The organism is uncultured Nitrosomonas sp. (assembly GCF_902826915.1).
GTDB lineage: Bacteria > Pseudomonadota > Gammaproteobacteria > Burkholderiales > Nitrosomonadaceae > Nitrosomonas.
Genome location: NZ_CADEGP010000028.1, coordinates 1 through 15,877, shown reverse-complemented (window position 1 = coordinate 15,877; position 15,877 = coordinate 1). Strand labels below are relative to the sequence as shown.

The window sequence follows — 15,877 nt, the reverse complement described above, 5'->3', positions numbered from 1 at the left end:
GTAGCTATGCTTCAATCAATGAAGTTTAACTTCACATCCAAGTCATAATCTATGAAAAATAGCCCTCTCTCCGAATTAACACCAGTCTTTTTTTTGCAAACCTTTATTCTTGAACTAATGCATGCCAGCGAACAACAAGGTCAGAAGCATTGCGAACAATTGATTGAGCATATCGCTAAAACTGCTGGATGCTTTTTTGAAGAAACTTATCGAGATAATACACATAAAAATGAGCAGCTTGATGTTGAAAGCTACACCGAACTCATACTCGATATCAAGAACAATATCGGCGGTAAATTTTCACTTGTTTCCAGCAATCAAGATTGTATTACTGTTACAAATTCCTGCTGTCCTTTCGGCGAACAAGTGACCAATTTTCCTGAGTTATGCAGAATGACTTCCAGTGTATTTGGAGGCATCGCAGCCAGAAATTTTGGTTATGCCAAGGTTGAAATTAAGAAAAGCATAGCCCGCCAAGATGGCAAATGCGATGTTTGTATTTACACCAATCCACAAGCGGCAAAAGGACATACTGGAATGGAATATACTGATACAACACCCGTCAAGGAAATTAATGATATAAATGAATTGCAGTGCCGGATTGAGACAAACTTGCAAAGGCTTTGGCACAAGCAAAGCAAGCAAATATCAAAAAAATATCAACCTCCTGCGATCATAGCAAAATCACCGATGATGCAAAAAATACTGCAATCAATCGAGGTTATTGCACCTACTCCAGCGACGGTGTTAATTCAGGGCCAAACAGGTGTAGGTAAAGAATTGATAGCGCGCGCCATACACGCGATGAGCGATCGCCACCACAAACCATTTATCACTATTAACTGTGGCGCAATCCCGGAAAGTCTGATTGAAACCGCCTTGTTTGGACACGAGAAAGGCGCTTTTACTGGCGCCATAGAAGTACACCATGGCTATTTCGAGCGAGCCGAAGGCGGCACCTTGTTTCTGGACGAAGTTGACTCATTATCGCCCGCAGCACAAACCCGGTTGCTTCGTGTAATCCAGGAAGCAGAGCTGGAAAGAGTCGGCGGAAAACAAACATTGGCAGTTGATGTCAGGATCATTTCAGCCACAAACCAAAATCTGGAAGATCTGGTCAAGCAAGATTTATTTCGCAATGATCTGTATTACCGTATCAACGTAGTCCGCTTAAACATCCCTTCGTTGACCGAACGACCGGAAGATTTACCTTACCTTGTGCAATTGATTATCCAGCGGTTAAACAATCGGTATAACAAAGAAATTGAATCAGTAAGCCGTGAAGTCATGCATAAAATACGCGCCTATCATTGGCCAGGCAATGTTCGCGAGCTGGAAAATATTCTTGAGCGCAGCATGCTGTTTGCCTGCGGCAGAGAAATGACCGAACTGGATTTAGAGCTTCCACTTAAGACCGGAGGTGCTGTGGAATGGAAAGACTTGAAAGAACAGTCGCTTGCCAAGATAGAGAAATCGTTTCTTGAAACAGCTTTAAAGCAGCATCACGGAAATATAAAAAGTGTCTCTGAAAATATGGGAATCACATCGCGCGCTGTTTACGCTAAGCTAAAAAAATACAAAATTAACTTAATGAATTTCAGAAGTTATGATTAATAGCAATTAGCAGACCGTTGAAAAACATTTTCGAAGCAGCTGATCAAGGCAAAAACAGGTGAAAAAGCGTAGTTTATGCCTAATAAATGAGCACTTTAAACCTGTTTTTAACACCGCAGCGGCAATGCAGATAGTTTTTCAACGGCCTGTTGGATAGAAGCTCTGATTCTGGTTTACCGGCACTGCATATTTTTCTAAGAAAATCAGATGGTATCGATGAGACAAATAATTGAAATTTCTATACCGATTTTAGGATAGCGGCCATCTATTCCATTATTATCTCTGCATTAAAAAGACTTAATTCTACACCCGTCTCATTGAATCAAAAAAATCAGAGTTGTTTTTAGTACCTTTGATTTTATCCAATAGAAACCCCATTGCATCCATATCATCCATTGGATGCAGCAACTTACGCAACACCCAGATTTTCTGCAAAACTTCGGGAGCGATCAATAGTTCTTCACGACGTGTGCTTGATCGGTTCACGTTAATTGAAGGATAAATCCGTTTCTCGGCCATGCGACGATCAAGATGAATTTCCATATTACCAGTACCTTTGAATTCCTCATAAATCACGTCATCCATCCGTGACCCGGTATCAATCAAGGCGGTTGCAATAATAGTCAACGATCCGCCTTCTTCTATATTTCGCGCAGCACCAAAGAAACGCTTAGGACGCTGCAACGCGCTTGCATCCACGCCACCCGTCAGCACCTTCCCGGATGCGGGCACTATGGCGTTATAAGCACGAGCCAGACGTGTAATCGAATCCAGCAGTATTACCACATCTTTCTTGTGCTCGACCAAACGCTTGGCTTTTTCAATGACCATCTCGGCTACTTGCACATGCCGTGAGGCGGATTCATCGAAGGTAGAAGAAATCACTTCTCCTCTGACAGACCGGATCATTTCCGTGACTTCTTCCGGGCGTTCATCGATCAATAGCACCATCAGAATCACATCCGGATGATTAGCTGCGATGGCGTGCGCAATATGTTGCAACATGACGGTTTTGCCTGATTTAGGGCTAGCCACCAGCAACCCACGTTGCCCCTTACCGATCGGAGCAATCAAATCGATAATACGACTAGTAATGTTTTCTTCAGCTTTAATATCTCGTTCAAGTATCAATCGTTCATCAGGAAATAGCGGCGTCAAATTTTCAAACAGAATTTTCTGTTTAGAATTTTCTGGTGGCTCGTTATTAACTTTATCAACTTTTACCAGTGCAAAATAACGCTCTCCATCTTTGGGCGGACGGATCTCTCCATCGATTGAATCACCGGTATGCAAGTTAAAACGTCGGATTTGGCTCGGCGAAATATAAATATCATCCGGGCCGGCTAAATATGAAGTATCTGGGGAACGTAAAAAGCCAAATCCATCTTGCAGCACTTCCAATGTCCCATGACCATAAATATTCTCACCCTTACGTGCCTGATTTTTAAGCAACGCAAAAATTACGTCTTGCTTTCGCATTCGATTGGCGCCGTCAATTTCGTTTTCGACGGCCATTTTCACTAATTCAGTGACATGTAAATTTTTTAGATCAGATAAGCGCATGAGAAAGCTCTTGAAAAAGAATACTTAGGAAAAAATAAGGATACTGGAAAGGAAAATGTTACAGATGGAGTAATAAAAAAAGCCGTGATGTGATTTTTATCAATGCAAGTCCTCAAATCTATCTGCTTTTAGACTAGCCTAGCGAGTTTAAATGTGACTGTCAATAAACGCTGTTAACTGCGATTTTGATAACGCACCCACTTTTGTTGCTTCTATATTGCCATTTTTAAAAAGCATTAATGTCGGGATACCACGAATGCCATATTTAGGCGGTGTTAATTGATTCTCATCAATGTTCAGTTTCGCCACCTTAAGTCGCTCTCCATACTCCTTCGCAATTTCGTCAAGTATGGGTGCTATCATTTTGCAAGGACCACACCACTCTGCCCAATAGTCAACCAGCACGGGAGCAGTCGACTGCAAGACTTCTGTTTCAAAATTATCGTCGGTAACGTAATGGATATGCTGACTCATAAAATCCCTCATTAAAATTATTTCTGGAATTGTAGTCCCAAATATTATCTCTGAGACTGGGTACGTGATTGTTTGGAATAAAGCCGTAAAAGAGAGGTATAAAATACCAATCTGATTATGCTATAGAAAAAACTATTAAAAGGGAAGTAGCAATGCCCCAAAAAGTAGTTAAAAAGCTAATCTGGTCAAATTTTCATACAAAATTGACTCAAAAATCAAGTCTCATGATCCCAATTGTTGAAATGCCACAATATGATCAACTTCAGGCTTGATACCTATTTTCTCGCCAAGAGCGTGATTATGATGACTGGGTACTAATGCCAATACTCGCGCTCCGCCAGCAAGTCGCAGCGTGTATAAAATCTCTGCGCCACGAAATGCCTTGCACACAATTGTTGCCTGCAGTGAACTGTGGTCATCGTGAACGATATCATCCGGCCGTAACAATACATCTACGATACAACCATTCTCATGTTGATGAGGAATCTCACTCTCTAAAATCCCCAATTCGATTTCAATCTGTTGCGCATTAATCACCTTCCCTGGAAGAAATACGCCTTGCCCGATGAAGTTGGCAACAAACCGATTCGCCGGTTGATGATACAAATTAAAGGCAGTATCTAACTGCTGCATCTCACCACGATACATGACGCCAATTTCGTCAGCTATCGCAAATGCTTCAGCTTGATCATGGGTAACCAGGATAGCGGTAATCCCCTGGTTCTTAATAATCTCGCGCACTTCGATACTTAAGCGTTCACGCAAGCTGATATCCAGATTGGAAAAAGGCTCGTCCAACAACAACAACTCTGGTTTAGGTGCCAATGCGCGCGCCAGCGCCACGCGTTGCTGCTGTCCACCTGATAATTCATGCGGATATTTTTTAGAGGCTTCGGTCAAATGCACCACATGCAGCAACTCATCGACACGCCGCGCACGCTCCACCTTGGTTAAGCGATGCAAGCCAAAACCGATGTTAGCAGTTACATCCAGATGTGGAAATAACGCGTAATCTTGAAAAACCATGCCAATGCGCCTTTGTTCCGGTGGCACAAAAACATCCGCGCTACTAACACAAATACCGTTGAGGATAATTTCCCCGGCCAATACTGACTCAAATCCTGCAATACAGCGTAACGCCGTAGTTTTACCGCAACCGCTCGGTCCGAGCAAACAACCGATTTGCCCTTTCTGCAAGGACAAGGTTAAATCATGAATCACGACCTGCTCACCATAAGCTTGTCGGATATTATTCAATTGCAACAATATAGCACTCATTACTTAGATTTCAGTTTGACGCATAAACAAATATATCGGTATTAATCCAGCCAGTATCAACGTAACCGCCGGTAAAGCCGCCTGTTCCCACTGGCCTTCTGAAGTCATCTCATAGATTCGGACTGCCAGCGTATCCCAGCCAAATGGGCGGGTCATCAGCGTAATCGGCATCTCCTTCATCACGTCGACAAACACCAAGGTGGCAGCGGTAAAAATACCGGGTTTCAATATTGGAATATGTACTGTTCTGATCATTGCCCAGCCATGCACGCCCAAACTCATCGCCGCCTCATCAACGCTGTGCGTGACCCGTTGCATTGCGCTATCAATGGGATAATGACTCACGGCCATAAATCGTATCAAATAAGCAATCAGCATAATGGCTAATGTGCCCTGAATCAACGGACCTGTTTCTATTTGAAACCAGTGTAACGCCAATTCACTGAGCTGCCCATCCAGCCAGACCAACGGCACGTACACGCCAATTGCCAACACTGTACCAGGCAATGCATACCCAATGGTTGCGGTGCGCACGGCATAACGCGTAGCAGAATCAGGATAACGCCGCAGCGCATAAACCATAGCAATTACAACCAGACAGATCAATAAAGCCGCCAGACCGGATAAGGTCAGGGAATGCCAGAGAAATTCCAGGTAACGACCCACATCGTAATCCTGTACAAACGATTGCAGGGCCCAATAACACAGTTGTGCAACCGGCAGAAAAAATGCAAAAAATAATACACTGATCACAAAACCGGTAACCACCCAATTATGCCAACCTGCCAACTGAATACGCTGTACTCTCGCACTTCTTTTCGCTTCCGCATAACGCATACGCGATCTGAACTGTTGTTCCAACACAATCACAATAAAGACTATAATAATCAATAAAGAAGCAAGCTGAGAAGCGGCATGCAATGAAAACATGCTAAACCACGCTTTGTAGATGGCTGTGGTAAATGTATTGTAATTAAACACCGCGACTGTTCCAAAATCCGCCAATGTTTCCATTGACACCAGCATGATACCCCCAGCTATCCAGGGACGCGCCATCGGCAACACCACTTTGAAGAAACCCTGCTTGCGGCTGAAGCCAAGTGATTGTGCAACCTCCAACGAACGCTTGCCTTGGCTCAAGAAAGCATTCCGCGCCAGCAAATAGACATAAGGATAAAAAGCCAAGGTCATGACGATAATAACGCCCATTCTGCCACGTATATCCGGAAACCAGGACAGATCAGAATCCAACCAAGCACGCAATGTAGTTTGTATCGGGCCGGTAAAGTCAAACAAACCCAATACAACAAAGGCTGTTACATAGGCAGGGATCGCCATCGGCAATAACAACGCCCAGGAAAAGAATCGTCGTCCGGGAAATTCATAAACAGCGGTGAACCAGGCCAGGCTGATACCCAGTAGTGCCGTTCCAACGATTACCCCCAATACCAACCAGAACGTATTGAGCAACAAGGAAATCAGTGTGGTTTCAACCAGATGCTGCCAAATCTCACTTGCCGGCGCCAACACGGATGAAAAAATCACACCAACGGGTGCCAGTACCAATGCAGCGGCGACAAAAGGTATCCAGCGCCAACTAATCATCAAACGTTTAAGAAAAAGGAAAACAGAAAAAATCTTGCGCTTTCAGGAAACTGATTTTTCACCACCGCATGTGCCGACTTACTCACGCCGCTTTACCGGTATCCTGCGCGATCCATCAGCTTTACGGCAGTCGTCTGCAATTCTCCGGCTTTAACCAGATTCATTGAGTTTTGTTTAAAATCACCCCACGTTGCGACAAATGGATCAGCCGCAATTTTAGGATTAACCGGATATTCCATATTCACATCAGCGAAAAGGTTTTGTGCTTTAGCAGACGACAAGAATTCCAATAATTTAATGGCAGCCTGTTCGTTGCGAGCATAGCGCGTGACTCCCGCACCTGAAATATTGACATGCACACCACTGCTATCCTGATTGGGCCAGAAAATCGCCAGCGGCAAATTGGGATCCTGTTTCATTAAGCGGCCAAAATAATAGGTATTGACCAATGTCACATCACATTTTCCAGCGGCTACAAATTCCAATGCACGGGTATCATCGGATAGCGGATCGGTTGCCAGATTAGCCACCCAACCCTTAACAATCTTTTCCGTCTCAGCTACGCCATGTTCAGCAATCATCATTGCCACAAGCGATTGGTTATACACTTTCTTCGAAGTGCGTAAACAGAGCCGTTTTTTCCACTTGGGATCGGCAAGATTTTCATAGGTTGAAAGCTCCTCGGGCTTTACTTTTTTGGTGTTATAAACCAAAGTCCTGGCGCGTATCGACAGCCCAAACCACGCATTATCCGGATCGCGCAAATACGCCGGGATATTACCCTCAAGCGCCTCGGACTTAACCGGTTTTAACAATCCTTTCTGTGCAGCTGCCCAGAGATTACCAACATCCGCAGTTATCAACATATCGGCCGGTGTATTTTTCCCCTCCGCCTCCAGCCGGGCAAGCAACGCGCCTTCGTTGTCGGTAGTGTATTTAACTTTAATCCCGGTCTCCTGGGTAAAAGCATCAAACATCGGCTTAATGAGTTGCTCAATTCGCGCGGAATAAACAACCACTTCATTAGCATGCACTGGATGAATAATAAATAACGAAAAAAGCAAAGGAACAACAATAAGAAAACGGCTTAGATTTGGGCTGACCATGAGAGAAATTCCGGGGAAAAAGTTTCATCAATCGAATTAATTAATGGCAAACACTATAGTATGAATAAGAATAATTATCAATTAAATATCTCTAACAAAAAACGGCAAGAACCGGATCAATTCTCGGTTACCGGCCGCGACCATGAATTCAATTCCATGCGTCCTAGCAGTGGCAATTTAATGGCGATGGGGTTCCAGTTAACACCAAAAGACAAACCCAGAAAATTGAATTCAATCCCTTCCACCGCGCTAATCAACACACCCAGCAAGCCAAAAAATGAAATCTGCAAACCACTGCCACTCGGAGCATGCGATATAAACCGGTAACCCAGATAATCCTTGCCAATCGCCGTGGGCGGCAAATCCAGCTGCAACTCGGGCACCGCGCGCGAAACCCAAGCGGTAAAGGTATTGGAATTCGGCCCCGGCCACATAGTGTAATCTTTCGTGTAGGGGTAACGGTTAGCCGCCAGATCAATTTTTTCGATCAACGCATCCACACCATCGTCTCTTTTTTCTGCCAAGATCTCGGGTACATTCCCGTACCAGCGCCGGTCAGGCGCATTTTCATAAACCGCCAACACCGACCGCTTGCTACGCCGCAACCACCCGATCACTTCATAAATAGTGTAAGACTGAGCCCCCGTAGGCTTCACCGCAATCCAGGTATGAATCCCAAAATAACCGCGCCAACCAAAAGCTCGCGCGCCATAAACCTGAATAATCGCCTCAGGATTCGTGGCGGGATCCGGCGCTATGCCAACCGGTTCGCGACTCGCATTCCACCAGTACTGCGCCTCCGCATGTTGCGGGAAAAACAACCCGGCAAGCAAAATTATCACCCAACAACCCAACAAAACAGAGCGACTCGCGCTCTGCATAACAGATACCAACATCTTGAGAAAACCCGGTTAAGTTAATAATTTTTTGAATAAAGCGATCAGATCGTGATTAACCAACGTGTCATAAAACGTTAGTTCTTACACTGCTCATTTCAATTATGACATCATTCAGTAAAGGAGAACCTGCGTTCTGCTGCATTAAGAACAAGTCTCACAAAAGATGGTGACGCTAATGATAGTTGGTTGCGTGGCGCTATAGGCTAACAAGCATCGGTGAAGCACAAACGGTTAATGTATGCGGCACAAAGAATTTCCTTGAGACTACTACTGCGACGAGAGAAAACCGCTTGACCGTGAAATTAGAGGACAAACGCCAAGCTGACCGGCATTTGCCGAGACGCGAGGTTCTGGGCGGAGCCCAGGTTCCGGTGTCTTGGCATGTCCGAGTCGAGCGCTGAATTATGCAGTCACCAAGCATGCTGCTGCAAGCCATTCAATCGATATCAGAGTCGGACTTATTGTATGGCTCAAACATTTCATTGCTGGATCTCGCGCTGTGCGGCAGACTTACTCGAAGCTCGTCAAGATCAACAGCGCGTCGACTCAACCTGAAGCTACTACGATCTTCGTACATTTCGTAGAACGATACATCGTTATCCCGCCCAGCTAGGGAGGCAATCACGGTATGCTGAATCGACAAAGCACAACGCAATCCAAACGTCACTTCTTCCAGCTTCAGCGGTGAATCATGAACACCTCTGGCACCCAACAGACGCCACTCCTTTTCGTACTTCCATTGAGGTGCTTTACGCAATAAGACGTCTCGGTCTAAATGCACTTTGGCATCAACGCTTTCTTCGAGTAGCGCGGAAGCAACCAGACTAGACGGAATTGATCGGCTCCCACCGTAAACAACTTTCAGAACAATGGGTTTCGGCTCTCGATCAAATCCGTAGCCAACGCAAAACCCGCGATGCTGATCTGCGTAGTGACTCCAAAGCAATGGGTTATACATCTCGGAAGAAAAGCAGCATACCCCCTTCGCGTAATGTCTCAATAGCTCTTTTTCTATGCCAGCGGTTAAAAGCATTACTTCCGCCCTCTCCAGCCCAATATCATAGTCTGGATTTGTAGCGTTGTACGCGATATTTGAAATTTCATATTCTGCTGCCTGAAGCGCCTTCTTCTTCGCGTGCGATTGCGCACCAGCTCCTTTTAGCTTGGCTTCTTCCAAGGATGCAACCACCTCTGACTCGACCCTCCGCGAAACCAATTCGCGCAAGAGCGAACGAAGAGTCTCTGTATCCGAATCGGTTTCAATAACTGGCGAGCAATCCAGCGGATCGTTGAAATCGGTTGGGGCTGCGAAGTGAAGTGTGTCACGACACAACGAATCTAGCGTCCGCGCACTGAAACTTTGATAGCGAAACACTGTTTTCGGCCGCTTCATCCGCGGAGCTCTTCTATTAGTCGTTCGGTTGAATCGCAGGGTGAATAGAGCGACCGTGATATTTGAAAAAGGACCATGGATTGATCGCAGGAAACCAGCGTTGGCCGAACTGCATAACATAATATATACGACAAAAAATATCTCATAATCTGGAACGAAATGTCATAACTTGGTTAAGTATCCCTTAGGCTTTTATTTTTAAGTGGCTTTGCAAGAAAATACCTTCTAGTACATATACCAAGCACACCATTTACCTCACCCTCGCTCAAGCAACATCAACGTAAAGAAACATGATAATCCAAAGGCATCATGAAATATTCTTGCATCATATTCAGCTTGTCACTGAGCGGCTGCGCCGGATTGTCATCCACCATTCGGAACACACCGTTCAAGAACCTTTCCTATCAGCAAGCCAGCAGGTATATCAATAGCTTTAAGGTTGCCTGGTTTCTTTATAAAACAGACTACTTATCCGTACGTTTACCCAGCATCTCAGGCAAATCGCGCAAAAACCGCCCTGCCCCGGCCATCTGACGTCGTAGCATAACCCAGTCTTCCGCTCTTTTCTTGGCATCCAAACAACGCATCAACCGGATTCTCAGTGCTTCATCCTGATAGTTCAGAATAGCCGCCCACAGCGTATCATCCACATTATACGTTTTGCCCTCCAGCAAGCAGACAGGAATAACCTGCTCGGCCGGCACAGCCAGATCAGTAGCAACGGCACGCACTGCGGCGGTTATATTAGCTGACTTGGTATTCGTTGTGTGGGTCAAATCATAGGGTGGTTGCCATTCATTCGCCGGACGTAACCGATCCACAAAACTAACAGCAACCAACAGCGGCGCAGAGCGCCGATCCATTCGTGCAGCTTGGTAGCTGCGCAAGGCATCCAAAAATTGCCGTTCAGCTTGCCGATCCGGACGATTGGCCGGGCTGACCCATAAGATCAAATCTGCGCTGCCAGCGGCTATCAGCATTTGCTTGCTATCAAAAAACGGACTATCGCAACCTGGACTATCGAAAACCAGTGCCTGGGTGAATCCCTCGCGTGATAATACAAATGGCTCAAGCGCTTGGGTAGTGCCCGTCAGAATATCTGTAGCAGTTTTGAGCTCCCCGAACAAGGCGTTGATCAAACTGGATTTACCCGAATTGGATCGGCCAAGAACAAGAATCCGCAATGGCTCGACCGCGGATGCTGCAGTTTGACCCGTCTGCTCCAGATCAGCCCTGGATTCCGGTGTTGCTGATTCGGTGTGATCGTCATCGCCAAGTGGCAAGCGGCCACTGTATAGGTCAATGGCGTAATAACCCACTTTGCACACATAAGCCCGCAAAAACCAGCGATGCAATTCATTTCTGGCCTGATCAAAACTGCGCTCGCGCAAATGCCGCCAGGCTTCGCTCAATAAGGCATTCACCGGATTAATGAGGATGCTGCCCGCGCGGTAAACGTTAAATGCTTTCTCTGCCTTCGTCTTCCAACGTTGAATCCGGAATAGATCGCCCACCGTTAGACGATTGCTAAAGGGTATTTTTTCGGCGATATCTCTGCGCAGCTCGCGACTGGCCCGCTCAATAATCAGTAAAGTATGCGGCACGGTCAATTCATACAGTGGCTTCTCAACCTCTGGATGATAACAATGCGCCACTGCTTCCATCGATTTCTGTCCCAGCTCCGATATCCAGCGGCCATCTTCCAGTGGCCAGTCCTCTGGATTGCAGCTTGCGGCCAGCGCTTCAACCTGCTGCCATACCGCATCTGCGCTGGGTGGCCAATCCGGATTAGGGTCAGTAGTCGTATTCATTAATAATTGGCGTTCCTGCCGCACCAGCAATTGTTGCAGGCCATAGCCCAAAACACCGCACACCACCATCGCAATCAGCCAATACAGCAGGTTCCCGCTTTGCCATAGCCAAAAAATACCAAAACCCATCAATGCCAGCACCGGCAATAGCAGCAGAATGGCTACCAATAATCGTAGCGGATCAACAGCTGGAAGCGGTTTCTTCATTTCGACTGACCTCGCAACCGATCTTTCAGTATTGAAGCGCCCTGCTCCAGCTCCTCCGCATAAATCCGGCGTAAGGTTTTCGGATCGACATTCAAGCCATCTTTGCGCCTGGCAAAAAAATAGATAGCCGCTTTTCCTAATGCGTAAGTAGTCGCCCCGCTGGAACTGGCACCCCATACCGCACCCACAGTCTGCCCCCAGAAGGGAATTACCTTGACCACAGCACGGCTCAGCATGCGCGTCAGAAAACTGGATGCGATTCCCGCACCTACCAGTCCCAGAAATTCCGTGATGGTACTCTTATCCCAGTACTGCCCGTATAACACTGCAAGACTATGCAACAATTTAGCCTGCACTGCTGACACGGCAACCAGGTCAACCACCGGTAAAGCGCCTAATCCTGCTGCGGTTAGCGAGTAACCGACGATATGCTGATGCGCGGCACGCGCATACAAATCGTGCACTTGCTTATCGCCACTTAATTGATGTTGCAGACCCAATGAGGTTAGCGATTCAATCGCCTGCCACAATGCCTGCAGCCCATAATCAGGCGGCTCGAATCCATCTTCAGGTAGGGTTAAATCCACTGCGACCCAGCGCATGGCAGCAAAGCCGGGCAATGGTTTCAAAGCACTGCGTTGTGCCTGTAAAGCGCGGCGCAAATCAACCGGAACCGTTTCCGGCAAGGGGTTCTCATCATAAGGCCAAGGGTGCAGATGGTCGTATTCGCTCGGATACAGTTCATGCAAACCCGTTTGCACGATCAGCACGGGCCATTCGGGGTGACGCTGGCGGATGGAATGCAACACGTCAAGCACAGCGGTCTGATTGATGTCAGCCACTTTCATCACAGCTATCAGCAAATGCGCCTGAGATTCGCAGTATTGAATATCGTCAGCCGGATCATAGGAAACTTCGCCCAAGCCACGCGTATCGAGAAACCTGACGATCGGTATATCGGCCGGGAAATCATAAAAACGGGAATTGCGAGTGCACGGCTGAAAGCCATTACCGATTTCGGCCACTGCGCTACCGGTCAATGCACGGATAATCGAAGTTTTGCCCGCCTGTGTTTTACCCAATAGCCATAACACTGGCACCGGCATCTTGGCTCGTGCTTCGCGCAAAGATGCTTCCAGCAAATTTTCGTCGACTCTGGGCTCCAGCAAAGCTGTGCGGAGCTGCTCCCAGTAGTTCGTCCAGTTTTTCAGATCACTTAATTTCATCACATTGCCATCTTATCATCAGTGCCAAACAGAATTCAGCTTGAATCATTGCTTAGTTTACAATGCAACCCTGCAGGAATATTTCACTCATCAGTCAAATCCGCAATAGGACGAAAATCAAGAATCCATCGCAGCGTTGCTTCGCAAAGTGCGGAAACTCGTGAAAGCGATGAATCCGATTTTATGTTTATCGTGCAAGAAAATAAGCTACAAATCCCGTTTTATTCGATCCGAATAATGATAATAGCCCGGTTTATAATTGAATCTTCTATCTGATTTAAAGAATAACTGGGCTATCTGGCAATAAGCTCGACACCATTTAAAAACATCACCCCATACTTTTAGAAAGATTTTACGATATGACCGCTTCCCCGCCGGGAAACAATTGTCGAGCGCAACCTCGACGAACTGCAGATCGCGCCACCGAAGATATCGGACTGAGAATTTACACCGATCAACCCAGAAACGAGAACGTCGAATGCGAAACTTCAAATCTGCTGGGCACACTCAAAGATTTCTTGCAAGATTTGATGTTATTGCATCTTTCTTTCGCCCAGGACGGCATTTATTGGCAGCGAAAAACTATCGTGAAGTCATGTCTATACATTTCATGCAATGGACTTAATTCACTGACTCATGTTTCGAACTCCAATGAATTATTGATGAAAGTGAATCGCTTTCGCTTCAATTTCTCGTTGGTTAACTTGACAGTATCGTCCCTATACGTCCATTTCATTACGACAAGTAACGAGAATCTCGATGGAGAGAATAAGAAACCGTTGGGTAGAAAAATTATTTTCAAGTAATTGATATAACAATATATTCGCGAATAAATCTACTATATATGAATTATTTGTCAAAATATTGTGAATTTTTTGTGAAGTATATAGTCTATAATGCATACATAATTTAAATATTTTTCTTTATTAACCTTTCTAAGGAGTTTCTTGTGAAAACAACTCAGAATCTTGTAGCCAAGGCAGCAACAATCAGTTTTGTATTATTCGGTGTGTTTCCATTAATCAGTCTGGTTTTATTTGGCGCTTTACCATCGTTATAAGTCATTCAGCCCAAAACTAGCTGGGTAATATTGGATACTCTTTCTAGGAGTTGTTTTCTTTGTAAGCTATAGGGTAATTGTTTCACTTACCGATCCCTGAAATACGGTGCGCAGTTCTTACACAAAAATTTTTGCACAAAACTCCCGGAAACCCACAGAAGATCAATGTTAATAAAAAACTCGGTCGCTTGCAGCCGAGTTTTAGAAGAGAGATAGCTGCTCAAACTTTTCTTCCATCTCACCCATCGCTTTGAGCTAATTTTATATATACTGACGAATAACCTCTGCGTTAGTATTATCTATAGTTTCAACAAAATGAGTTTGTGTCCAAAACTTACCTCCCTAAAAATACTTTCTCTTTATCTGCAGCCTTTCTTCAGTATTTACCAACGCGGGCGAATTACATTATTTCCAAAATGGCAACGCAGACAACATCCCAGATTATCAGATTGAACTCGTGTACCTCATTAATTGAGTATCAGGCGACTTCATAGTGCAAGGCCAGTCACAAAGACAATTTACTAGCCACCTGGAAATTAATGTACAAGTAATTTCCAATTGGTTTTGTAAAATATCCGTTGATCTTAGTGAAAACGCCTTGCTTTATTATCGGCTCCCAGATCTTTTAGTACAAATAAACATTCAATTTCAACATTTTATATAAGAAACCCCATAGCAAGATCACGAGGTGTTAGAAAAACTCAAGTTGACACAACTCTTCTTTTGGCTTGCCTTGATTCTTAACACACCCCACAACCACACTCCAGTCAATTCGCTCTTTCTTCCACGGCCGCAACCTAATAGTCATCCGTTCAAGATCCATCATCTCACAACGACTAATTCGGGTTTTATGGGGATAGCTGCCTTTTCTGATCACTTAATTTCATCATGTCGTCGTCCCATCATCAGATACAGCAGATAACAGCTGAATGTATACCGAAAAACAAAGGATATAAGACCGTTTATTACAACGTTATGAAAGAGCTATCGTACTGCTATGCTATTGTACAAAGAGTAATTCATCTTTAATATCAGATTGTTACACACGAAGGTAGAAGTTAAATCTTAATAAAGGGGAGAACTGATGAAACCGAGCAAGAAAACACCATGTCTTTTTTCTTTGGTCGCAGCCATGATGCTCATGAGCACAGCACCTAACAGCGCAAATGCCGGAATGGAACCATTTATCGGAGAGATAAATTATGTAGCGTTTAATTTTGCGCCGCAAGGATGGTATCAATGTGATGGGCAAACACTCCCTATTAGTCAATATCAAGCGCTTTTCTCGTTGCTTGGTGCAACTTATGGCGGCAATGGAACGACGACTTTTGCCCTGCCTGACATGCGGGGAAGAGTTCCTGTCCATAAAGGACAGCACCCTGGCGGCTCGATGTTCGATATGGGACAGGGTAGTGGCGCAGAAAACATGGCGCTGACTGTGAATAATATGCCTGTCCACAATCATCTCGCCACAGCCACTTCGACTTCCACATCAGCCGTAGCACCGGGTGGTACCGCAACATCGACATTGAAAGCGGTGAATAGTGACGCTGACATAAAAACCGCGGCTGGAAATTCTCTGGCCAATAGAAGCGGCCTCGCAAATTCGGACAGTCCGATAAGTGGTAATCTTGCTCAACC

At 45.4% G+C, this 15,877-nt stretch carries 13 protein-coding genes; 4 read left to right on the top strand and 9 right to left on the bottom strand.

From position 1 onward, the window contains the following. Positions 1-51 precede the first annotated feature (51 nt). Positions 52-1,614, top strand: coding sequence for a sigma 54-interacting transcriptional regulator (locus QZV86_RS06725; RefSeq protein ID WP_295625274.1), 1,563 nt, complete (start codon positions 52-54; stop codon positions 1,612-1,614). 303 nt (positions 1,615-1,917) lie between these two features. Here the strand turns inward: QZV86_RS06725 and rho are convergent, their stop codons facing one another. From rho to QZV86_RS06695, 6 genes are all read right to left on the bottom strand, one after another. Further along, positions 1,918-3,177 (bottom strand): transcription termination factor Rho, encoded by a 1,260-nt coding sequence (gene rho, locus QZV86_RS06720; RefSeq protein WP_292919099.1) that lies wholly within the window; start codon positions 3,175-3,177, stop codon positions 1,918-1,920. 147 nt (positions 3,178-3,324) lie between these two features. Then, complete coding sequence (gene trxA, locus QZV86_RS06715; protein ID WP_295625270.1) at positions 3,325-3,651, bottom strand: thioredoxin TrxA; 327 nt, start codon at positions 3,649-3,651, stop codon at positions 3,325-3,327. A gap of 222 nt (positions 3,652-3,873) precedes the next feature. Next, positions 3,874-4,929 carry an ABC transporter ATP-binding protein gene (locus QZV86_RS06710; protein ID WP_295625267.1) on the bottom strand — a complete coding sequence of 352 codons (1,056 nt, stop codon included), beginning with the start codon at positions 4,927-4,929 and terminating at the stop codon, positions 3,874-3,876. Between the two features lie 3 nt (positions 4,930-4,932). Continuing rightward, entirely contained in the window at positions 4,933-6,534 is a 1,602-nt protein-coding gene (locus tag QZV86_RS06705; protein WP_295625307.1) for an iron ABC transporter permease, read from the bottom strand. Positions 6,535-6,626: 92 nt separating this feature from the next. Then, a complete protein-coding gene (locus tag QZV86_RS06700; RefSeq protein ID WP_295625265.1) occupies positions 6,627-7,640 on the bottom strand; it encodes an extracellular solute-binding protein in 1,014 nt (337 codons plus the stop codon). A gap of 116 nt (positions 7,641-7,756) precedes the next feature. Further along, positions 7,757-8,536: a DUF3750 domain-containing protein gene (locus tag QZV86_RS06695; RefSeq protein WP_295625263.1), complete on the bottom strand. Its 780-nt coding sequence runs from the start codon at positions 8,534-8,536 to the stop codon at positions 7,757-7,759. A 185-nt stretch (positions 8,537-8,721) separates the two neighbouring features. Between QZV86_RS06695 and QZV86_RS06690 the strand changes: the two genes are divergently transcribed. Next, positions 8,722-8,940, top strand: coding sequence for a hypothetical protein (locus QZV86_RS06690; protein WP_295625261.1), 219 nt, complete (start codon positions 8,722-8,724; stop codon positions 8,938-8,940). Between the two features lie 35 nt (positions 8,941-8,975). Here the strand turns inward: QZV86_RS06690 and QZV86_RS06685 are convergent, their stop codons facing one another. The 3 genes from QZV86_RS06685 to QZV86_RS06675 form a co-directional block, all read right to left on the bottom strand. Continuing rightward, entirely contained in the window at positions 8,976-9,932 is a 957-nt protein-coding gene (locus tag QZV86_RS06685; protein WP_295625258.1) for a DUF2971 domain-containing protein, read from the bottom strand. Positions 9,933-10,396: 464 nt separating this feature from the next. Continuing rightward, positions 10,397-11,950 (bottom strand): GTPase, encoded by a 1,554-nt coding sequence (locus QZV86_RS06680; RefSeq protein ID WP_295625255.1) that lies wholly within the window; start codon positions 11,948-11,950, stop codon positions 10,397-10,399. Then, on the bottom strand, positions 11,947-13,176 hold the full coding sequence (locus QZV86_RS06675) for a YcjF family protein (protein WP_295625252.1): 1,230 nt from the start codon (positions 13,174-13,176) through the stop codon (positions 11,947-11,949). The genes QZV86_RS06680 and QZV86_RS06675 overlap by 4 nt, the downstream gene beginning before the upstream one ends. 359 nt (positions 13,177-13,535) lie before the next feature. On the opposite strand from QZV86_RS06675, the gene QZV86_RS06670 reads away from it, so the two are divergent. Both QZV86_RS06670 and QZV86_RS06665 read left to right on the top strand, forming a co-directional pair. Further along, positions 13,536-13,982 carry a hypothetical protein gene (locus tag QZV86_RS06670; protein ID WP_295625250.1) on the top strand — a complete coding sequence of 149 codons (447 nt, stop codon included), beginning with the start codon at positions 13,536-13,538 and terminating at the stop codon, positions 13,980-13,982. A gap of 1,338 nt (positions 13,983-15,320) precedes the next feature. Beyond that, positions 15,321-15,877, top strand: a 557-nt coding sequence (locus tag QZV86_RS06665; RefSeq protein ID WP_295625247.1) for a tail fiber protein, incomplete at its 3' end; no start/stop codon positions are given.

Excerpts from the sequence above, each read along its gene's own strand:
- QZV86_RS06725 (WP_295625274.1), top strand. The coding sequence starts at position 52 with ATGAAAAATAGCCCTCTCTCCGAATTAACACCAGTCTTTTTTTTGCAA.
- rho (WP_292919099.1), bottom strand. The coding sequence starts at position 3,177 with ATGCGCTTATCTGATCTAAAAAATTTACATGTCACTGAATTAGTGAAA.
- trxA (WP_295625270.1), bottom strand. The coding sequence starts at position 3,651 with ATGAGTCAGCATATCCATTACGTTACCGACGATAATTTTGAAACAGAA.
- QZV86_RS06710 (WP_295625267.1), bottom strand. The coding sequence starts at position 4,929 with ATGAGTGCTATATTGTTGCAATTGAATAATATCCGACAAGCTTATGGT.
- QZV86_RS06705 (WP_295625307.1), bottom strand. The coding sequence starts at position 6,534 with ATGATTAGTTGGCGCTGGATACCTTTTGTCGCCGCTGCATTGGTACTG.
- QZV86_RS06700 (WP_295625265.1), bottom strand. The coding sequence starts at position 7,640 with ATGGTCAGCCCAAATCTAAGCCGTTTTCTTATTGTTGTTCCTTTGCTT.
- QZV86_RS06695 (WP_295625263.1), bottom strand. The coding sequence starts at position 8,536 with ATGTTGGTATCTGTTATGCAGAGCGCGAGTCGCTCTGTTTTGTTGGGT.
- QZV86_RS06685 (WP_295625258.1), bottom strand. The coding sequence starts at position 9,932 with ATGAAGCGGCCGAAAACAGTGTTTCGCTATCAAAGTTTCAGTGCGCGG.
- QZV86_RS06680 (WP_295625255.1), bottom strand. The coding sequence starts at position 11,950 with ATGAAGAAACCGCTTCCAGCTGTTGATCCGCTACGATTATTGGTAGCC.
- QZV86_RS06675 (WP_295625252.1), bottom strand. The coding sequence starts at position 13,176 with ATGAAATTAAGTGATCTGAAAAACTGGACGAACTACTGGGAGCAGCTC.
- QZV86_RS06670 (WP_295625250.1), top strand. The coding sequence starts at position 13,536 with ATGACCGCTTCCCCGCCGGGAAACAATTGTCGAGCGCAACCTCGACGA.